The organism is Crossiella sp. S99.2, assembly GCF_023094165.1.
In the GTDB taxonomy this organism is placed as follows: Bacteria; Actinomycetota; Actinomycetes; order Mycobacteriales; family Pseudonocardiaceae; genus Crossiella.
Genome location: NZ_JALMDK010000013.1, coordinates 175,376 through 195,242, shown reverse-complemented (window position 1 = coordinate 195,242; position 19,867 = coordinate 175,376). Strand labels below are relative to the sequence as shown.

At 70.5% G+C, this 19,867-nt stretch carries 16 protein-coding genes; 8 read left to right on the top strand and 8 right to left on the bottom strand.

Translation table 11 applies throughout. The annotated features are described in order from the left end of the window. Positions 1-4 precede the first annotated feature (4 nt). Positions 5-3,139: an efflux RND transporter permease subunit gene (locus MZC64_RS37625; protein WP_247764441.1), complete on the top strand. Its 3,135-nt coding sequence runs from the start codon at positions 5-7 to the stop codon at positions 3,137-3,139. A 170-nt stretch (positions 3,140-3,309) separates the two neighbouring features. Here the strand turns inward: MZC64_RS37625 and MZC64_RS37620 are convergent, their stop codons facing one another. Both MZC64_RS37620 and MZC64_RS37615 read right to left on the bottom strand, forming a co-directional pair. Beyond that, complete coding sequence (locus tag MZC64_RS37620) at positions 3,310-3,585, bottom strand: DUF2277 domain-containing protein (protein ID WP_247764440.1); 276 nt, start codon at positions 3,583-3,585, stop codon at positions 3,310-3,312. Positions 3,586-3,675: 90 nt separating this feature from the next. Next, complete coding sequence (locus tag MZC64_RS37615; RefSeq protein WP_247764439.1) at positions 3,676-4,893, bottom strand: aminotransferase class I/II-fold pyridoxal phosphate-dependent enzyme; 1,218 nt, start codon at positions 4,891-4,893, stop codon at positions 3,676-3,678. A 75-nt stretch (positions 4,894-4,968) separates the two neighbouring features. Here MZC64_RS37615 and MZC64_RS37610 point away from each other — a divergent pair, with 75 nt between their 5' ends. Beyond that, on the top strand, positions 4,969-5,874 hold the full coding sequence (locus MZC64_RS37610) for a LysR family transcriptional regulator (protein WP_247764438.1): 906 nt from the start codon (positions 4,969-4,971) through the stop codon (positions 5,872-5,874). Here MZC64_RS37610 and MZC64_RS37605 read toward each other — a convergent pair whose 3' ends face one another. Further along, entirely contained in the window at positions 5,875-6,735 is an 861-nt protein-coding gene (locus tag MZC64_RS37605; protein ID WP_247764437.1) for a serine protease, read from the bottom strand. 210 nt (positions 6,736-6,945) lie between these two features. Between MZC64_RS37605 and MZC64_RS37600 the strand changes: the two genes are divergently transcribed. Next, positions 6,946-8,829, top strand: coding sequence for a discoidin domain-containing protein (locus tag MZC64_RS37600; protein ID WP_247764436.1), 1,884 nt, complete (start codon positions 6,946-6,948; stop codon positions 8,827-8,829). A gap of 53 nt (positions 8,830-8,882) precedes the next feature. Here the strand turns inward: MZC64_RS37600 and MZC64_RS37595 are convergent, their stop codons facing one another. The 3 genes from MZC64_RS37595 to MZC64_RS37585 all read right to left on the bottom strand — a co-directional run bounded on the left by MZC64_RS37595 (position 8,883) and on the right by MZC64_RS37585 (position 10,721). Continuing rightward, the gene (locus tag MZC64_RS37595) at positions 8,883-9,173 is read right to left on the bottom strand and encodes a hypothetical protein (RefSeq protein WP_247764435.1); all 291 of its coding nucleotides are present in this window, start codon (positions 9,171-9,173) and stop codon (positions 8,883-8,885) included. Beyond that, the gene (locus MZC64_RS37590) at positions 9,173-9,979 is read right to left on the bottom strand and encodes a hypothetical protein (protein WP_247764434.1); all 807 of its coding nucleotides are present in this window, start codon (positions 9,977-9,979) and stop codon (positions 9,173-9,175) included. The genes MZC64_RS37595 and MZC64_RS37590 overlap by 1 nt, the downstream gene beginning before the upstream one ends. Before the next feature lie 139 nt (positions 9,980-10,118). Further along, entirely contained in the window at positions 10,119-10,721 is a 603-nt protein-coding gene (locus MZC64_RS37585; protein ID WP_247764433.1) for a TetR/AcrR family transcriptional regulator, read from the bottom strand. A gap of 124 nt (positions 10,722-10,845) precedes the next feature. Here MZC64_RS37585 and MZC64_RS37580 point away from each other — a divergent pair, with 124 nt between their 5' ends. From MZC64_RS37580 to MZC64_RS37570, 3 genes are read left to right on the top strand one after another with little or no spacing between them, the layout of a single operon-like run. After that, on the top strand, positions 10,846-12,453 hold the full coding sequence (locus tag MZC64_RS37580; RefSeq protein ID WP_247764432.1) for a carboxyl transferase domain-containing protein: 1,608 nt from the start codon (positions 10,846-10,848) through the stop codon (positions 12,451-12,453). An 11-nt stretch (positions 12,454-12,464) separates the two neighbouring features. Next, the gene (locus MZC64_RS37575; protein ID WP_247764431.1) at positions 12,465-14,459 is read left to right on the top strand and encodes an acetyl/propionyl/methylcrotonyl-CoA carboxylase subunit alpha; all 1,995 of its coding nucleotides are present in this window, start codon (positions 12,465-12,467) and stop codon (positions 14,457-14,459) included. Position 14,460: 1 nt separating this feature from the next. Continuing rightward, a complete protein-coding gene (locus MZC64_RS37570; protein ID WP_185003941.1) occupies positions 14,461-15,609 on the top strand; it encodes an acyl-CoA dehydrogenase family protein in 1,149 nt (382 codons plus the stop codon). A gap of 28 nt (positions 15,610-15,637) precedes the next feature. Here the strand turns inward: MZC64_RS37570 and MZC64_RS37565 are convergent, their stop codons facing one another. After that, positions 15,638-17,467 (bottom strand): glycoside hydrolase family 15 protein, encoded by a 1,830-nt coding sequence (locus MZC64_RS37565; RefSeq protein ID WP_247764430.1) that lies wholly within the window; start codon positions 17,465-17,467, stop codon positions 15,638-15,640. Positions 17,468-17,668: 201 nt separating this feature from the next. On the opposite strand from MZC64_RS37565, the gene MZC64_RS37560 reads away from it, so the two are divergent. Beyond that, the gene (locus MZC64_RS37560) at positions 17,669-18,127 is read left to right on the top strand and encodes a hypothetical protein (RefSeq protein ID WP_247764429.1); all 459 of its coding nucleotides are present in this window, start codon (positions 17,669-17,671) and stop codon (positions 18,125-18,127) included. Continuing rightward, a complete protein-coding gene (locus MZC64_RS37555) occupies positions 18,120-19,193 on the top strand; it encodes an AI-2E family transporter (RefSeq protein WP_247764428.1) in 1,074 nt (357 codons plus the stop codon). The genes MZC64_RS37560 and MZC64_RS37555 overlap by 8 nt, the downstream gene beginning before the upstream one ends. Here MZC64_RS37555 and MZC64_RS37550 read toward each other — a convergent pair. Then, a complete protein-coding gene (locus MZC64_RS37550) occupies positions 19,153-19,773 on the bottom strand; it encodes a GAP family protein (RefSeq protein ID WP_247764427.1) in 621 nt (206 codons plus the stop codon). The genes MZC64_RS37555 and MZC64_RS37550 overlap by 41 nt on opposite strands. Positions 19,774-19,867: the final 94 nt, after the last annotated feature.

The following is a 19,867-nucleotide window of genomic DNA, read 5'->3' as shown; positions in this document are numbered from 1 at the left end:
GAGCATGACTTCGCTGGCCAGGCTGAGCCTCGCGAACCGGGCGCTGGTCGCGTTGATCGCGATAGTCGCGGCCGTCTTCGGCGCGTTCGCCATCCCGTCCCTGAAGCAGGAACTGCTGCCCTCGCTGGAGTTCCCGGCCGCCACCGTGGTCGCCGCCTACCCCGGCTCCTCGCCGGAGCTGGTGGAGGACCAGGTCAGCATCCCGGTGGAGAACGCGGTGCGCGCGATCAAGGGGGTCGACAAGGTCACCTCCACCTCGCGCGAGGGCTCCTCCACCGTGCAGGTGCAGTTCCAGTACGGCACCGTGGTCAGCGACGCGGTCAACGACATCCAGCAGGCGCTGAACCGGATCGCCAAGCAGCTGCCGCAGGACGTCGAGCCGGATGTGATCGTCGGCTCCACCGACAGCCTGCCCGCGGTGGTGCTGGCCGCCTCCGCCGACGGCGAGCTGAAGGACCTGGCGCAGAAGCTGGACCGCAGCGTGGTGCCCGAGCTGCAGCGGCTGACCGGGGTGCGGGAGGCCTCGGTCACCGGCGCGCCCAAGCAGATCGTCACCATCACCCCGGACAACACCAAACTGCTCGCCGCCGGACTCGCGCCCACCGCGGTGGCCGAAGCCTTGCGTGCCAACGGCATCTCCATCCCGGCCGGGTCGATCACCAGCGGGGACAAGTCGCTGTCGGTGCAGGTCGGCCAGCAGCTCGGCTCGCTGAAGGACCTGCAGAACCTCTACCTCACCCCGAGCGTCACCGGCGGCTCCGCGACCGGTCGCGCGGCCAAACCGGCCAAGCTCGGCGATGTCGCGGTGATCAAGGAGACCGAGTCCCCGGCCACCTCGCTGACCCGCACCAACGGCAAGCAGAGCCTGGGCATCTCGGTCACCCTGGCCCCGGACGGCAACGCGGTGGACGTCTCGCACGCGGTGCGAGGCAAGCTCGGCAGCCTGGCCGAGGCGATCGGCGACAACGCCAAGCTGGACGTGGTCTTCGACCAGGCGCCGTTCGTGGAGAAATCGGTGGAGGGCCTGACCACCGAGGGCGCGCTCGGCCTCGGCTTCGCCGTCATCATCATCCTGATCTTCCTGCTGTCCATCCGCTCCACCCTGGTCACCGCGGTCTCCATCCCGCTGTCCCTGGTGATCGCGCTGATCGTGCTGTGGACCGGCGACCTGTCGCTGAACATGCTCACCCTGGGCGCGCTCACCATCGCGGTCGGCCGGGTGGTGGACGACTCGATCGTGGTGCTGGAGAACATCAAACGACATCTGGGCTACGGCGAGGAGAAACGCGAGGCGGTGCTCGACGGCGTGCGCGAGGTCGCCGGCGCGGTCACCTCCTCCACGCTGACCACGGTCGCGGTGTTCCTGCCGATCGCGGTGGTCGGCGGCATGGTCGGCGAGCTGTTCGCCCCGTTCGCGCTCACCGTCACGGTCGCGCTGCTGGCCTCGCTGCTGGTCGCGCTGACCATCATCCCGGTGCTGGCCTACTGGTTCCTCAAGCCCGCCGTGCTGCCCGAGGACGAGGAAGAGGCGCGCGAGGTGCTGCGCGCGCAGGTGGAGAAGGAACGCCGCGGCCTGATGCAGCGGATGTACGTGCCGATCCTGCGCTGGGTCACCCGCCGCCGCTGGCTCACCGTGATCGCCGCGCTGCTGGTCTTCGGCGGCACCCTGGCCCTGGTCCCGCAGCTGCAGACCAACTTCCTGGACTCCTCCGGCCAGAACACCATCGCGCTGCAACAGAAACTGCCCATCGGCAGCAGCCTGCAGGCCACCGACGCCGCGGCCAAGAAGGTCGAGGACGTCCTCAAGAACACCCCCGAGGTCAAGACCTACCAGGTCAACGTGGGCTCGGCAGGCGGGTTCGCGGCCTTCGGCGGGGGCGGCGGCAGCAACTCGGCCAGCTACTCGGTCACGCTCAACGACGGCGTGGACACCCCCAAGGTGGAGGCCAGACTCCGCGAGCGCACCAAGGCGCTGAGCGACGCCGGTGACATCACCGTCGGCGCGGGCGGCGGGGGCGGCGGCCTGGGCGCGAGCAACCTGGAGGTCAACGTCGAGGCATCCGACCCGGCCGCGCTGCGCACCGCCGCGGACAAGGTCACCGAGACGGTGCAGAGCATCAGCGGCCTCACCGACGTGGCCAGCGATCTGGGCGACAGCGCGCCGCGGGTGCAGATCACCCTCAACCGGGAGGCCGCGGGCAAGCTCGGCCTGAGCGACCAGGCCGTCGGCCAGTTGCTGGCGCAGGCATTCCGCGGCGCCACCGTCGGCCAGATCTCGGTGGCGGGCAAGCGGCAGGACGTGCTGCTGGCCGGCGGCCTGGCCCCGGAGAACCTCAACCAGATCAAGGCATACCCGCTGATCACCGCGGGCGGCCCGGTGCGGCTGGACTCGGTCGCCGAGGTCAAGCAGGTCGACGCCCCGGTGCAGATCAAGCGGATCAACGGTTCCCGCAGCGCCACGGTCAAGGCCACCCCGGTTGGCCAGAACCTGGGCGAGGTCACCACCCAGCTCCGCCAGAAGCTGGACGCGCTCAAGCTGCCCGGCGGCGCCGCCTACAGCATCGGCGGCGTCAGCGCCGAACAGCAGAAGGCCTTCAGCGACCTGGGCCTGGCCCTGCTGGTGGCCATCGCCATCGTGTTCGTGATCATGGTGGCCACCTTCCAGAGCCTGATCCAGCCGCTGATCCTGCTGGTCTCCATCCCGTTCGCGGCCACCGGCGCGATCGGCCTGCTGCTCATCACGGGCAAGGCCCTCGGCGTCCCGGCGCTGATCGGCATGCTGATGCTGGTCGGCATCGTGGTGACCAACGCGATCGTGCTGATCGACCTGATGAACCAGTACCGGCGGGACGGGCTGAGTGTGCGGGAAGCGGTCATCGAGGGCGGCCGGCATCGCCTGCGCCCCATCGTGATGACCGCCGCGGCCACCATCTTCGCCCTGATCCCGATGGCCCTGGGCCTCACCGGCGGTGGCGGGTTCATCTCGCAACCACTGGCCATCGTGGTGATCGGCGGCCTGGTGTCCTCCACGGTGCTGACCCTGCTGCTGGTGCCCACGCTGTACACGGTGGTGGAGAACATCAAGCAGCGCAGGCAGGACCGCCGCACCACCGACGAGAAATTCGCCCACATGCAATAACCACAACCCCCAACACCGGTCCCGCAACGGCCAACTCGCCGTCCGCAACGGCCAACTCGCCGTCCATAACGGCCAACACGCGCGGGTGGGTTTGTCCCTCCGCGCGTGTTGGCCGTTGTGGACCGGGTGTTGGCCGTTGTGGTACGCCGGGTTGGCTGTTGTGGGGCGGGTCAGTCCTTGGACTTGGCGGCCAGGCGGGCTTGGACCTCGGGGCGGCGCAGTGGCGGGATCGTGGGGGGTGGGACCTTGCGGTCGGGCAGTTCGGCCAGGAGGCGGGTCGTCGTCGCGGTCACCTCGGCGACCGCGCGTTCGAATGCCTCGCGGGTGGCGTCGGAGACCGACTGCACTCCGCTGACCTTGCGCACGTACTGCCGGGCCGCGGCCTCGATCTCCTCGGCGGTCGCCGAGGGCTGCAACCCGCGGAGTGTGGTGATGTTGCGGCACATGCGGGCCACCCTACGACCGGGCACCGACAGCGGCGCGTCCACCGACAGCGGCCGGTGCGCCGACAACTGTCCGGGTGAACACTGCTCGTGCTACGGCAGCGGCCCGTGCAACAGGCGCCGCGTCGCCGCCGGATCCGTCACCGCCGCCGCCGTCTGGTCCAGCGCGTCGTCCACCGCCGCCGCGAAAGCCGCCGGCCCACCCAACAGCGCGATGGTCTCCGGGGGCAGGAACTTGATCAGCAGCGCGTCGGTGCCGGGCGGCATGCCGGCGAAGTGCACGGTGAGCAGGCCGTGGTCGCGGAGCAGGGTCATGGCCAGGGCCGCGGTGGCCTCGATGGGGGCCATGGGGGCGATGGGTTTGCGGCGGGCGAGTTCGGCCTGGATGGCCGCGCCGGGCAGGCGGGTGATGAAGGGGGTTTGCTCGACCCAGTCGCCCAGGCGGTCGCGCAGCGCGGCGCCGACCTCGTGGGTTTGCGCGACCAGGTCGCGGACTCGTTGCGGGCGATAGTCCTGGAGGGTCTGGGCGACCGCGGGGTAGAGCGCGGGGCGGCATTCGGTGCCGAGTTCGAACGCGCGGGCGCGGGCCAGGGCGACCAGGTCGGTGCGGCCGCCGAGCAGGCCGACCCGGGGACCGCCGACGCCGTACTTGTCCAGGCCGGTGGCGCCCAGGTCGGCGCCGAACTCCAGGGTGCGGGGCTGGTCCAGGACGGCGGGGCCGACCCGGGCGCCGCCCGCGTCGTCGACCACGACCAGGGCGCCGTGCGCGTGCGCCAGTTCGACCACCCGGTGCAGGTCCTCGGTGGACAGTGCGTCGTAGGTGACGGCCAGCCGGGTGAGCGCCACCACGGCGACGTTCTGTTGCGCGGCAAGGGTTTCCGCCAGCCCGGCCACGGTGGTCTCGACCAGCTGCCCGCCCGCGTCACGGACCGCTCTGCTCACCGCGGGGTGGCTGTAGGTGGGGGAGACGCCCACCACCGTGTCCCCGGGACGCACGGTGACCTGCATGGCCGCGTACAGCGCCGCGGTGAGCCGGTTGGTGACCAGGATGTCGTCCCGGCCGGACTGCCCGCCGAGGTGTTCCAGGCCCAGCTCGTGCAGCGGCTCGGCGTAGAGCGCGCCGGACCACTCGTCGTCCAGGATCCACGGATCCACCTCGGGCAGGTCGATCCGGCGTTCCAGCCCGCTGAGGTTGTGCAGCGGCAGGCCTTCGGCGTGGCGGTGGCGGATGTGGCGGCGGGCCTCGTCCAGCTTGCGCAGGTGCGCGCGGGTGTCGCTCAGGATCGCGCCGGACGGGTAAGGGAGGGTCACCTGCTCAGCAGACCCGGTGCCACCGTGGCACACAAGCTCAACATTTGACCGGACATCGTTCGATACAGTGCACCAATGCTGTCCCTGCCGGCCCTGCGCCTGCTGCACGAACTGCGCAACCGGGGCACCCTGACCGCCGCCGCGCAGGCGCTGCACCTGAGCCGGTCCGCGGCCAGCCACCAGCTCGCCGCGCTGCAACGCGCCGCCGGGGTCGCGCTCACCGAGAAGGTCGGCCGCACGCTGCGGTTCACCGAGGCCGGGCTGATGCTGGCCGGGCACGCCGAGCGGGTGCTGCGCGAATTGGAGGAGGCGGGCACCGTGGCCGAGCGGGCGCACGGCTCGCCCTCGGGGGTGATCCGGCTCGGCGCGGTGCAGACCATCGCGAGCAGCGTGCTGCCCAGCGTGCTCACCGACCTGCAGGCCGAACACCCCCGGCTGCGGGTGGAGGCATGGCACGTCAGCACCGAGCACGCGCTGGCCGCGGTGCCCGCGGGCGAGCTGGACCTGGCGGTGATCTCCTCCTACGACAGCGCGCCGGTGCTGGTGCCGCCGGGCACGCACGCCGAGATCCTCTTCCACGACCCGGTCCGCCTGGTCCTGCCGGTCACCCACCGACTGGCCCGGCGCGCCGGCGTGGTGCCGATCGCCGAACTGGCCGGCGAGCAGTGGATCTCCGGCGAACCGGGCAGCTACTTCGGCCACCTGGTGCCCGCGCTGTGCCGCCGGGCCGGGTTCACCCCGGACATCCGGCACCGCACCGGCGACTACGCGGTGCTGGCCGCCTTCGTCACCGCCGGGCACGGGGTGGCCTGCGTGCCCGCGATCGCCGACCTGAGCCACTGGTCCGAGGTGGTCACGGTGGCCATCGACGCCGAGGACGCGGGCCGGGACATCGTGGCGCTGAACCGGGAGAGCAGCCGCGGCAGGCCCGCGGTGCAGGCGGTGCTCACCGCGCTGCGCCGCTACCGGGTGCCCGCCTGATCAGCCCACCTGCTCCGCACGGGTCAGCAGCACCTGGTCGGCGGCGGAGAGCTTCGTGCCCTCCAGTTCCTTGGTGTAGACCTCGCCGGTGCTCTCGTCCACGTCCATGGCGCCCTTGCTGGTCACCGAGTAGATCGTGCCCAGCCCGGTGCCCGAGTCGAACCCGGTGAACCACGGTCCGCCACTGGACCCGCCCGCCATATCGCACGGGGTGTTCCACCGCCCGGCCGGCTTCGCGGTGACTTCGCAGCGGAACAACCGCTCGCCCAGCGCCGCCTTCGAGCCCGGGTAACCGAGGATGGTGGTCTTCAGGGACGTGGGCGGGGTGAAGCTCAATCGCTGGGTGCCCGCGAGGTCGCCCACGTGCTGTCCGTCGCGCGGGGTCAGCACGACCATGGCCACGTCCGGGTTGGACTCCTTGGGGTAGGTCTCCTGGATCAGGAAAGCCTTGGCCGCGAACACACCCAGCGGTGTGCGCCCCTGGTCGTACCCGGGCGCGAACACGATGTTGCGGGCCTCGATCGGCTCCTCCCAGCGGGTGAAGCCCGGCCACACGCAGTGCGCCGCGGTCAGCACCACGTCCTTGGCCACCGCGGTGGCGGTGCACCAGGTCTCCGGCCCCGGCCGCTCGGTGATGAACAGCCGGCCCACACCCCTGGGCCCCGGCCCGGCCCATGGCGTGGCCACCCGCTCGGCCCGGTCCGCGGACTCCTGCCCGGCCGCGCGCATGCGCTCCGGGGTCCAGTGCGCGAGCGCCGCGGCCTGGTCGGCGGGGGTGAACTGGGTGAGCTTGACCGGGTCGGCGACCGGCGCGGCGGCGGGGGCCAGCGCGGTGGTCGCGGCGAGCACGAGACTGATCATGGTGGGCATGCTGGTAGGACGCGCGACCTGAGGTTCGGGTTGGCTCGCCGCGGTGATCAGCGAAGTCTGAGAGCGCTCTCTGATCCGGAGCGCCGAATACAGCCGCGTTACGGGCGATTGACAAGCACATGAATCGTTCTAGAGTGAACCTGGAGAGAGCGCTCTCACGCCGCCAGCTGACAGCCCTCCCTGAAGTTGCGAGGTGGCGCCATGCGCGCACAACACCGTTCCCTGTCGCGACGACTGCTGATCGCACCGCTGGTCGCCGCCCTGTTCGGCACCATCCTGGCCGGGGCCGGGTTCAGCCCGGCGGCGCGGGCCGCGCCGGAACCCGGCTGGGACAAGGACTGGGCCGCGGCGGCACTGGCGGTCAACCCGGCCGCGGCCACCGCCTCCGGGGCGGAGAACCCGGACTTCGGTCCGGCCAAGGCCATCGACAACAACCCCGGCACCCGCTGGGCCAGCAACGCCGCCGAGGACGCCTGGCTGCGCATCGACCTGGGCGCCAGCATCCGGATCAGCCAGGTTCAGCTGGTCTGGGAAGCCGCCTACGGCCGCCGTTACGCCCTGGAGGTCTCCGGCAACGGCAGCGACTGGCGCCCGTTCTACACCGAGAACGCGGGCACCGGCGGCACCACGAACGTGCACACCTACCCGCAGGACGTGGTGGGCCGCCATATCCGGCTGCGCGGCATCGAACGCGCAACCCCTTATGGCTACTCGTTGTTCTCGGTGATCGTCCGCGGTGGCGTGCCCGCCCCGGCGAGCAGCACCGAACGCAATCTCGCTTACCAGCACCCGGTTTTCGGCGACTACTACCAGCACGCCGGCAACTCACCGGCCTTCGCGGTGGACGGCGGCTACCCGGAGAACCTGCGTGATGACGCCACCCGCTGGTCCAGCGACTGGAACGCCAACCGCTGGCTCGGGGTCGACCTGGGCGCGTCCGCGCGGATCAACCGGGTCGAGCTGTACTGGCAGGCCGCCTACGCGGTGGACTACGCCCTGGAAGTCTCGGCGGACAACCGGAACTGGCGGCAGGTCTACCGGCCATCGGCTAGCGAGGTCGCGGCCCGGCGGGCGGATGTGAAGCCACCCGGTGAGGCGGTCGGCCGGATCGACCGGGTCAGCATTGGCACCGACGCGCGCTACATCCGGATGCGGGGCATCGAGCGGCGGTCCTTCCACAATCCGGCGCCGCACCTGGCCCAGTTCGGGTACTCGCTCTACGAGTTCCAGGTGTGGGGCACCGGCGGCAGTGGCGCGGCCCGCTACCCGGACGCGCCGCCGAATCCCGGTGGCACGTACCAGACCACCTTCTTCGACGACTTCACCGGCGGCGCGCTGGACCGGAACAAGTGGCGGGTGCAGCGCACCGGCGCGACCTTCAACCCGGTCAACGGCGAGGCACAGGCCTATGTGGACTCACCGGAGAACATCTCGGTGAACAACGGGCTGCTGGAGCTGACCGCCAAGTGGAAGCCCGGGTTCACCACGCCCAACGGCGGCAAGTTCGACTTCACCTCGGGCCGGATCGACACCAACACCAAGCACGACTTCACCTACGGCCGGGTCAGTGCCAGGGTGCGGATGCCGGTGGGTGACGGCTACTGGCCCGCGTTCTGGCTGCTGGGGTCCACTGTGGACGATCCGAACGTGGGCTGGCCGGCCAGTGGTGAGACCGACATCCTGGAGAACATCGGCTACCGCGACTGGGTCAGCGCCGCGCTGCACGGTCCTGGCTACTCCGCGGACGGCAACATCGGCAAGACCGAGTACTTCCCGGGCGGCGGCAGCGCGGACCAGTGGCACGTCTACTCGGCCGAGTGGACCCCGCAGTACATCGCGTTCTTCCTGGACGGCCGGGAGTACCACCGCACCACCCGCAACTTCGTGGAGTCCGTGCGCGGGCAGTGGGTCTTCGACCAGAACCAGTACGTGATCCTGAACTTCGCCCTCGGCGGCGCCTACCCGGCCGGGCACAACAAGGTCACCCAGCCGTACTGGGGGCTGCCACAGTCCAGTGTGGACAGAGTGCGGGACGGCGTGATCCGCACCGAGGTGGACTGGGTCCGGGTCGAACAACGACGTTGACCCGGACCAAGGCGGGCGGGCGGCGCCCCTGCGCGTCGCCCGCCCGCCGCCGGTCACCGGCTCGGGGGAACCGGGACCGGGTGCCAGTCCGCGTCGCGGAGCTGGAGCACATCGCCGGCCAGGCCGTGGCTGATCCGTCCGGCCGGGTCGGCGGTTCCGGTGGCCTGCTGGACCTCCAGCACCCCGGTCACCTCCACGGTCAGCCCGGTGGCCAGGCCCCAGTCGGCCAGCCCGGCCACGTACACCGGGGGCTCTCCGTCGCGGAGGAGAACCGCGCCGGCGTGCGCGTTACCGGCGGTGCCGCGGAGGCGGACACTCTTCCCGGCCTGGTCGGCGAGGTTCATCAGACCTTCTTCGCGAATGCCACGGTGAACACCTGGCGGTCGAAATCGAGCAGATCGCGTGAATAGTAGTCGAAAGTGCTCTGAAAGACCTTCATGCCCGGTTCGGCGTGGTTCGCGTGCCACCAGTTCTTGGTGTTCTCGTCGTACCAGCCGTAGTCGAAGTTGACATATCCGGAGCGGGCGACATAACGGTAGGTGTTCATGTCGACCTGGCCGCGGGCATTCGGCCGGTACATCTTCGCGGTGAACTCATCGGTCCAGTTCGGGTTCTGCTTCGAGTAGAACCGCTTGGAGAAGATGGCCGCGGTCAGCTCACCGGTGTCCAGGTCGGCTGGCAGCGCGCGCTGCACGTTCTCCAGCTTGCTCAGCAGCGGGTGGCTGCGCACCGCGGCGGCGTACTGAGCCGCGCTCGGCTTGGACTTGATGATCTCGTTCAGCGCTGCCTGGACCTCGCGGGCCTTGCCAAAAGCGCCGAAGGACAGGCCAAGCGGCGGGTTGCCGACATCGCCGCGTTCCAGGTTGACCACGGTGACGCCGATGCAGCCGCGGGCGAGGTTCTCTCGCTCGTCGGCGGTCATCGGGCGGCCGTGGTAGGTCTCCCAGGCCTTGATGTAGTCGGCGACCTTCCAGGTCTTGGATTCGACGCCCGGCCGCAGCGGCGGGGCGATCGGCAGGCCGACAATGGACACCGCGGCGGTGGCGGTGCTGGGGGCGGGCGCCGCGGTGGCGGCGGCCGCGCCGGGGATGAGCAGACCCAGACCAAGAGCGGCGGCGGTCAGGGTTCGGACGAGTACGGAATTTCTCACGGCTCGAAAGCTAGGAATCCGCAACGATTGCGGTCAAACAGTTGTGACCGCGCTCATGCGCTTTTTCTCGAATGGAGCAGGGAACAACGTTTGCGCTCATTTCGGACAGCGTGCGTTACAGCATGAAAAGCGATTCAGCTCACTCGCCGGAAAGGGCGCCGGGGCTGGTGATGGCAGCCAGTGCCATTCGGCGCAGCAACCCGGCCATCGCGGCCCGGTCCAGGTGCGCGCTGTGCGGGGTGGAGTTGAGCAGACCGAAGACCGCGTGCGCGGCGGCCCTGGCGGAGGGTTCGTCGTCCAGGTCGGGCACCGCCTGCATGATCACCCGCACCCACATCTCCACGTAGCGGCGTTGCAGGGCGCGGACCTGGCGGCGGTCGCCCTCGGCCAGGTTGCCCAGGTTGCGCTCGTGCACGGTGATCAGCGCCCGGTTGTCCAGGGCGAAGTCCAGTTGCCAGTCGACCAGGGCGTTCAGCGCGGAGAGGGGGTCCGGGGCGGCGGCGGCGCGGGCCCCGCCGCCGTCGAGCAGCTTCTGGCTGATGTCGAGGAGCATCTCGCCGAGCATGGCGTCCTTGCTGCGGAAATGCCGGTACACGCCGGGGCCGCTGATGCCGACCGCGGAGCCGATGTCGTCGATGCCGACGCCGTGGAAGCCGTGCCGGGCGAAGAGTTCGGCGGCCGCGGCCAGCAGTTGTTCGCGACGGGTCGGCCCACTCTGCCGGGTGGCTGCGCTCGACGTCATGAGGGTCATACTAGCGCCGGAGGTTAGCGAGCGTTAACATCGTGGGAGACCGTGTTAACGGCCGTTAACTTGCTGGGTCATGTTCGACTCCGGCGAGCGAGTCTCAACGAGGAGAGTCCGGCACATGGACGTCCTGCGCAGCGCTGCCGACCCGACGGCGGAGAGCTTCAAGCGCGCCGTCGAGGAGCACACCGCGCTGTCCGCCGACCTGCGCGACCAGCTGTCCCAGGCCCGCCAGGGCGGGCCGGAGCGGGCCCGGCAGCGGCACGTCGAACGCGGCAAACTGCTGCCAAGGGACCGGGTGGACGCGCTGGTCGACCCCGGTTCGCCGTTCCTGGAGCTGTCCCCGCTGGCCGCGCACGGCATGTACGACGGCGAGGCCCCCGCGGCCGGGATCATCACCGGCGTCGGCCGGGTCTCCGGGCGCGAATGCGTGATCGTGGCCAACGACGCCACCGTCAAGGGCGGCACCTACTACCCGATGACGGTCAAGAAGCACCTGCGCGCCCAGGAAGTGGCGCTGCACAACAACCTGCCCTGCGTGTACCTGGTCGACTCCGGCGGCGCGTTCCTGCCCCGCCAGGACGAGGTCTTCCCGGACCGCGAGCACTTCGGCCGGATCTTCTACAACCAGGCCACCATGTCCGCCCGCGGCATCCCGCAGATCGCCGCCGTGCTCGGCTCCTGCACCGCCGGTGGCGCCTACGTGCCCGCGATGAGCGATGAAGCGGTGATCGTGCGCAACCAGGGCACGATCTTCCTCGGAGGCCCGCCGCTGGTGAAGGCGGCCACCGGTGAGGTGGTCACCGCCGAGGAACTGGGCGGCGGCGACCTGCACTCGCGCACCTCCGGGGTCACCGACCATCTGGCCGAGGACGACGCGCACGCACTGCAGATCGTCCGGTCCATTGTGGACACTCTCGGCCCGCGTCAGCCCAAGCCGTGGCGGATCGAGCCGAGCGAGGAGCCCCGCGCGGATCCCTCGGAGCTGTACGGCGTGGTGCCGGTGGACAGCCGCACCCCGTACGACGTGCGCGAGGTGATCTCCCGGATCGTCGACGGCAGCAAATTCCACGAGTTCAAGCGGGAGTACGGGCAGACCCTGGTCACCGGGTTCGCCCGGATCCACGGCCACCCGGTGGGCATCGTGGCCAACAACGGCATCCTCTTCGGCGAGTCCGCGGTCAAGGGCGCGCACTTCATCCAGCTCTGCGACCAGCGGCAGACCCCCCTGGTGTTCCTGCAGAACATCTCCGGGTTCATGGTCGGCCGCGAGTACGAGGCGGGCGGCATCGCCAAGCACGGCGCGAAAATGGTCACCGCGGTGGCCTGCGCGCGGGTGCCCAAGTTCACCATGATCATCGGCGGTTCGTTCGGCGCGGGCAACTACTCGATGTGCGGCCGGGCCTACTCGCCGCGGTTCCTGTGGATGTGGCCGAACGCGCGGATCTCGGTGATGGGCGGCGAACAGGCCGCCTCGGTGCTGGCCACCGTGCGCCGGGACCAGTTCGAGGCCAAGGGCCAGGACTGGCCCGCCGCGGACGAGCAGGCGTTCAAGGACCCGATCCGCGCCCAGTACGAGGATCAGGGCCACCCCTACTACTCGACCGCCCGGCTCTGGGACGACGGCGTGATCGACCCCGCCGACACCCGCACCGTGCTCGGACTCGCCCTCTCCGCCGCCGCCAACGCGCCGATCGAGCCTGTGGGCTACGGCGTTTTCCGAATGTGAGGCAGTTGACCATGTTCGACACCGTCCTGGTCGCCAACCGCGGCGAGATCGCGGTCCGGGTGATCGACACGTTGCGGCGCATGGGCATTCGCTCGGTCGCGGTCTACAGCGACGCCGACGCCCAGGCCCGGCACGTGCGCGAGGCCGACGTGGCCGTGCGGATCGGCCCGGCCGCCGCGCGGGACAGCTACCTGTCCATCGAGCGGATCATCAACGCCGCCAGGGAAACCGGCGCGCAGGCCGTGCACCCTGGCTACGGCTTCCTGGCCGAGAACACCGCCTTCGCCACCGCTTGCGCCGAGGCCGGACTGGTCTTCGTCGGCCCGCCGCCGGCCGCGATCGAGGCGATGGGCGACAAGATCCGGGCCAAGCAGACCGTGTCCGCCGCCGGGGTCCCGGTGGTGCCCGGCCGCAGCGAACCAGGGCTGACCGACGCGGACCTGATCGAGGCCGCCGGCGAGGTCGGATTCCCGGTGCTGCTCAAGCCTTCCGCCGGGGGTGGCGGCAAGGGCATGCGCCTGGTGACCGAGCACGCCGGACTGGCCGAGGCGATCGCGGGCGCGCGGCGTGAGGCCAGCGGCTCCTTCGGGGACGACACGCTGCTGCTGGAACGGTTCGTGCAGCGGCCCCGGCACATCGAGATCCAGGTGCTGGCCGACACCCACGGCACCGTGCTGCACCTGGGCGAGCGCGAGTGCAGCCTGCAACGACGGCACCAGAAGATCGTCGAAGAGGCCCCTTCGCCGTTGCTGGACGAGGAAACCCGGCAGAAGATGGGCGCCGCGGCGGCCGATGCCGCGCGGTCGGTGGGCTACACCGGCGCGGGCACCGTGGAGTTCATCCTCTCCGCGGACGCCCCGGACGAGTTCTTCTTCATGGAGATGAACACCCGCCTCCAGGTCGAGCACCCGGTCACCGAACTGGTCACCGGCCTGGACCTGGTCGAATGGCAGCTGCGGGTGGCCGCGGGGGAGAAGCTGGCGTTCGCCCAGTCCGATATCGCGCTGACCGGGCACGCCGTCGAGGCCCGCATCTACGCCGAGGACCCCGCTCGGGGCTTCCTGCCCACCGGCGGCACCGTGCTGGTGCTGCGCGAGCCGGGCGACCGGGTGCGGGTGGATTCCGCGCTGCTGCCCGGCAGTGCGGTCGGCAGCGACTACGACCCCATGCTGGCCAAGTACATCGCGCACGGCCGGGACCGGGCCGAGGCCATCCGGCGGCTGCGTGACGCCCTGGCCAACTCGGTGCTGCTGGGTGTCACCACCAATATCCCGTTCCTGCTCGCCCTGCTGGCCGACGAGGATGTCGCCGCCGGACGCCTGGACACCGGTCTGGTGGAACGGAAACTGGACAAGCTCACCGCCACCGAGGTGCCGGAGAAGGTGTACGCGGCGGTGGCCCTGGAACGGCTGCTGGCCCTGGAACCCCAGGGCTCGGCCGATCCGTGGGATGTGCCCGGTGGGTGGCGGATCGGTGAGCCCGCCTGGGCCAGCTGGCAGGTCGAGACCGGTGGCCGCGAGGCAGTCGAGGTCAAAATCCGGGGCCGGGCAAGGGATGCCGAGATCGTCATCGGCGACGGCGAGCCCGAGCGGGCCAGTGCCTCGGCGCGTGCCGGGGCCGACGGCGCGATCGAACTGACCCTGGCCCACCGGGGTCGCACCACCCGGTTCACCACTGTCCGAAGTGGACACACCTGCTGGCTCACCGCGGACGGCGAGACCTACCAGGTCACCGAGACCGAACGACTGGCCGCGGCCCGGCACGAGGCGCCCGGCGCCGCGGGCGGCCCGGTCACCAGCCCGATGCCCGGCACCGTGCTGGTGGTGAAGGTGTCCCAGGACGACGCCGTCACCGCCGGCCAGCCACTGATCATCGTCGAGGCCATGAAGATGGAGCACACCATCACCGCCCCGGTGGACGGCCTCGTCAGCGAACTACGGGTGCGGCCCGGCCAACAGGTCGGTCTGGACCAGGTCCTTGCCGTCGTGACTCCCCAGGAGGGATGAGATGTTCGAGCAGCTCAGCGAGGAGTACGAGGCGCTGCGCAAGACCGTGGCCGAGTTCGCCCGCGACGAGGTGGCTCCGGTCATCGGGGAGTTCTACGAGAACTGCGAGTTCCCCTACGAGATCGTGCGCAAGATGGGGCAGATGGGCCTGTTCGGCCTGCCCTTCCCCGAGGAGCACGGCGGCATGGGTGGCGACTACTTCGCGCTCTGCCTGGCCCTGGAGGAACTCGCCAGGGTCGACTCCTCGGTGGCGATCACCCTGGAGGCCGGGGTTTCCCTTGGCGCCATGCCGATCCACCGCTTCGGCAGCCCGGAGCAGAAGGCGGAATGGCTGCCCAGGCTGTGCGCGGCCGAGCAGCTCGGCGCCTTCGGCCTGACCGAACCCGGCAGCGGCTCGGACGCCTCCGGCATGCGCACCACCGCCAAGCTGGACGGCGACGAGTGGGTGATCAACGGCAGCAAGGCGTTCATCACCAACTCCGGCACCACCATCACCGGCTTCGTCACCGTGGCCGCGGTCACCGGCAAAAAACCCGATGGCCGCAAGGAGATCTCCACCATCATCGTGCCCTCGGGCACCCCCGGCTTCACCGTGTCCAAGAAGTACTCCAAGGTCGGCTGGAACGCCAGCGACACCCACGAACTGTCCTTTGTGGACGTACGGGTGCCGGCGGCGAACCTGCTCGGCGAACGCGGCCGCGGCTACGCCCAGTTCCTGCAGACCCTGGACGAGGGCCGGATCGCCATCGCCGCGCTGTCGGTGGGCCTGGCCCAGGGCTGCGTGGACGAGTCGGTGCGCTACGCCGGTGAGCGGGAGGCCTTCGGCCAGAAAATCGGCGAGTACCAGGCCATCCAGTTCAAGATCGCCGACATGGAGGCCCGCGCGCACACCGCCCGGCTGGCTTACCACCACGCCGCGGCCAAGATGCTGCGCGGCGAACCCTTCAAGAAGGAAGCGGCCATCGCCAAACTGGTCGCCTCCAACGCCGCCATGGACAACGCCCGCGACGCCACCCAGGTCTTCGGCGGCTACGGCTTCATGAACGAATACCCGGTCGGCCGCTTCTACCGGGACGCCAAGATCCTGGAGATCGGCGAGGGCACCAGCGAGGTCCAGCGCATGCTCATCGCCCGCCAGCTCGGCCTCTGACCGGAGGCTGACCACCGGTGGTTGTCCATCACCGGTGGTCGGCCCGGTCGAGGGTCAGTGCGGCGTCGATCAGGGCCAGGTGGGTGAAGGCTTGGGGGAAGTTGCCGAGTTGTTCGCCGGTGAGGCCGATTTCCTCGGCGTAGAGGCCAAGGTGGTTGGCGTAGGTGAGCATCTTGTCGAAGACCAGGCGGGCCTGCCGTAGCGCTCCGGCGCGGGCGAGTGCCTCCACATAACCGAAGGTGCACAACGAGAAGGTGCCCTCGGCGCCGGTCAGCCCGTCCGGGGAGACGGCCGGGTCGTAGCGGTACACCAGGCTGTCGGTGACCAGGTCGGTGCCGATGGCCGACAGCGTGCTCAGCCACAGCGGATCCCGGGGATCGACGAAGCCGACCTTGGGCATGCGCAGCAGGGACGAGTCGAGCACGGTCGAGCCGTAGGTCTGCACGAAGGCGGAGCGGACCGGATCCCAGCCGTGCGCGAAGATCTGGGTGTAGACGTGGTCGCGTTCGTTCCGCCACCGCTGCACCGGGCCGGGCCTGCCGGTCTGCTCGGCCAGGCGGATGGCGCGGTCGAAGGCCACCCAGCTCATCAGCCGGCCGTAGGTGAAGTCGGCCCGCCCGCCGCGGGTCTCCCAGATGCCCTCGTCCGGGCGGTTCCAGTTCACCGTGAGCCAGTCGAGCAGGTCCACCACGGCCTGCCAGCCGCCGTGGCCGAGCGCCACTCCGTGCTGGTGGGCCTGGTACAGGCTGTCCAGGGCCTCGCCGTAGATGTCGAGCTGGAGCTGGCCGGCGGCGTCGTTGCCGATCCGCACCGGTCGTGATCCCCGGTATCCCTCCCAGTGTTCGAGGGTTTCCTCCCGCAGGTCCGCGGAACCGTCTACCCGGTACATGAGCTGGAGCGGTCCGTCGCTGTGCTCGGGCCGTTGCCGGTACCGGTCGCCGAGCCAGTGCGCGAAGTCCTCGGCCTCCGTGCGCAAGCCCAGGCCCAGCAAGGAGTTCACCGAGAATGAGGCGTCCCTGATCCAGGTGTAGCGGTAGTCCCAGTTGCGTTCCCCGCCGAGTTGCTCCGGCAGGCCGGCGGTGGGTGCGGCGACGATCGCGCCGGTCGGGGCGTAGGTCAGGAGTTTGAGGGTCACCGCGGACCGGTTGACCGCCTCGCGCCAGCGGCCCCGGTAGGTCGATCCGGCCAGCCAGGACTGCCAGAACTCGACGGTGTGGTCCAGCAGCAGCCGGATCTCCTCGGGCCGGATCTCCCGGGGCAGCCCCTCGGCGCCGGACTCCAGCACGACCCCGCGCACCTGTCCCGCGGTCAGTGTGAGCGTGGCGCCCACGTCGGTGTCCTGGCTGATCCACACCTCGGCAGGCCGGACATCGTCCCGGTCCCGGACCACGTGCAGGGTCAGCGCCCGCGTCCCGGCGTCGAACACCGCGCCGTGCTCGGTCAGCACGGTCGAGTGCGGCTGCCTCCCGTAGTCGAACCGCGGCGCCACCTCCACCTCGAACTCGACCCGGCCACGCACACACCGCACCATCCGCACCAGCCGGTGGTTTCCGGTGGCCGGACCGCGTGGACGGGGCGGCATGAAGTCGATCACCTCACCGGTGCCCTCCGGCGCCAGGAACCTGGTGATCAGCACCGCGGTGTCCGGGAAGTACAGCTGGGTGCTGCGGTAGGGCCGCCGGGCGGGGTGGATGCCGAAGTGACCGCCGCGCCGGTGGTCCAGCAGCGCGCCGAACACACTCGGCGAGTCGAATCGGGGGTAGCAGAACCAGTCGATGGTCCCGTCCGTGGTGACCAGCGCCGCGGTCCGCAGATCGCCGATCAGTCCGTGGTCCGCGATCGGTGCGTACTGGTCCACAACGACTCCTCACCCTCGATGCCTGCTGTCGGTTCGACTGTGCCGGGCGGGGGATGGCGGCACACCACCCGGCGCTGATGACTTGGCGCGGCGGCGGGGCACACCGGCGAGATCGCCCGCGCCGGGGGAAGTGGGCGGGGCCCGGGGTTGCGACGGTGGCAGGCGTCGCTGACGAGATCGACCACAGGGATGAGGTGCGGGATGACTGGGCACAGGGACCGCGGGACCGGGCGCAGCACGAGCGAGCTGGACCCGATGACGGGCAGTGGCGGGCCGATGATCACGGCGTGGGTGGGCTGGGTCTGGTTCACCGCCATTCTCATGGTGGTGATCGGGGCGGTGGACGTGATCCAGGGGCTGGTCGCGTTGTTCCGGCAGCACATCTACGTGGCCGGCGCGGAGCGGGTGCTGGTGTTCGACCTGAGCGGCTGGGGCTGGGTGCACCTGCTGGTCGGCGGGCTGGTGGTGATGGCGGGGTTCGCCCTGTTCTCCGGCGCGCTGTGGGCGCGGATCTTCGCGGTCCTGCTCGTCATCCTCAACGCGCTGGCCCAGTTCACCTTCCTGCCCGTGTACCCGCTGTGGTCGATCATCGCGATCACCCTGTGCGTGGTGGTCATCTGGGCGATCGTGGTGCACGGCGGGGAACCCGCGCGTGTCTGAGGCAGGCCAGGGAATGCCGCGGGCCCTGGTGATCCTGCTGGGCGCCGCGGCGGCCGTGGTCACGGTCGCCGGGATCAAGGCGATGGCCTGGCTGCTCTGCCCGGTGCTGCTGGCGCTGATCATCGTGATCACGATCAGCCCGGTGCACCAGTGGCTGCGCCGCCACGGGGTCCGGGCCTGGGCGGCGACGGCCGCGCTGGTGGTGCTCGGCTACGGCGCGCTGGTCGGACTGGTCCTGGTGCTGGTGGTGTCGGTGTCCCGGCTGGCCGCGTTGCTGCCCCAGTACGCGGGCCGGTTCCACGAACTGCTCGCCGGACTCACCCGCGCGCTGGGCCGCTTCGGCATCGAGCCCGAGCAGGTCCGGCAGACGCTGCGCTCCCTCGACCTCGGCAAGGTGCTCACCTATGCCGGTGAACTGATGCGCGGCGTTGGCGGACTGACCACCAGCCTGGTGTTCCTGCTGGCGCTGCTGCTGTTCCTGATCGTGGAACTCAACGGCGTCGGCGCCCGGCTGGCCGAGCTCGCCCGCGACCGTCCACATGCGACAGTCGCGCTGGTGGGCTTCAGCGGCCGGACCCGGCGCTACCTGGTGGTGACCACGATCTTCGGGTTGATCATCGCGGTGCTGGACACCATCGCGCTGGCGCTGCTGGGCGTGCCGCTGGCGGTGCTGTGGGGACTGCTGTCCTTTGTGACCAACTACATCCCCACCCTCGGGTTCATCATCGGCCTGGTGCCGCCCGCTGTGCTGGCGCTGCTCGACGGCGGCTGGGAACGCATGCTGCTGGTGATCCTGGTGTACTGGGCGGTCAACTTCGTCGCCCAGTCGCTGATCCAGCCCAAGTATGTCGGCAACGCGGTGGGGCTCTCCGCGATGACCACGTTCCTGGCGCTGGTGTTCTGGACCTGGGTGCTCGGCCCGCTGGGCGCGTTGCTGGCGATCCCGGCGACCCTGCTGGTCACCACCATCCTGATCGACATCGACCCGAGGGCAAGCTGGGCGGCCGCGTTGCTGCGCGCGCCGGTCAGCGCACGAGCAGCACGACGAAAAGCAGACACGCGATGACGTTGACCAGCCAGCTGTGCTCCAGCATCCATTCCCGTGCCGTCGGCGCGAAACGTTCGGCCCGGCGGCGGAAGAGCAGGAAGGCCAGCAGCGGCGTCGCGGCGATCAGCACCGTGGCGGCCAGGAACGGCCAGGCCGCGGCCAGCGGCAGCCCGTGCTGGGCGAGGTGCACGCCCACGGTGATCATGACCAGCACGTCGGAGGGGAACAGGCCGATGAGCAGCAGGCCGGTGCGCAACCCGGTGCGCGGCCCCGCGGTCAGCAGCTTGCCCAGCCACGCCGGCGGCCGGACCTCCGCGCGCCGCACCCAGTTGCGGACCGCGAGCACGACCAGCACCGCTGCCAGCCCGTACTGGAGCACCTCGCCGACTCGGCCCGGCGCACCGGTCGCCCGGTCCAGCGGGAGGAGTCCGGCCAGCCAGCGGGTGATCGTCACGCCCGCGGTGGCGGCGATGGCGACACCGGCGACGAAGGCGAAGGAGGTGGCGAGCGCCCGCTTGGTGGTGACGAAGATCAGTGCGGACATGATCTGCGGCCCGGCCATCATGGTGATGGACAGGGGAAGCACGGCGAGGTCCATCAGCGAAGCCTTCCGCGTGGCCCTTGCTCGCCTCATCACCCGTCGCGGGCGGACCGCGAGTTCAGCCGCCGGCGCACCGCGGCGCGCGCACGTT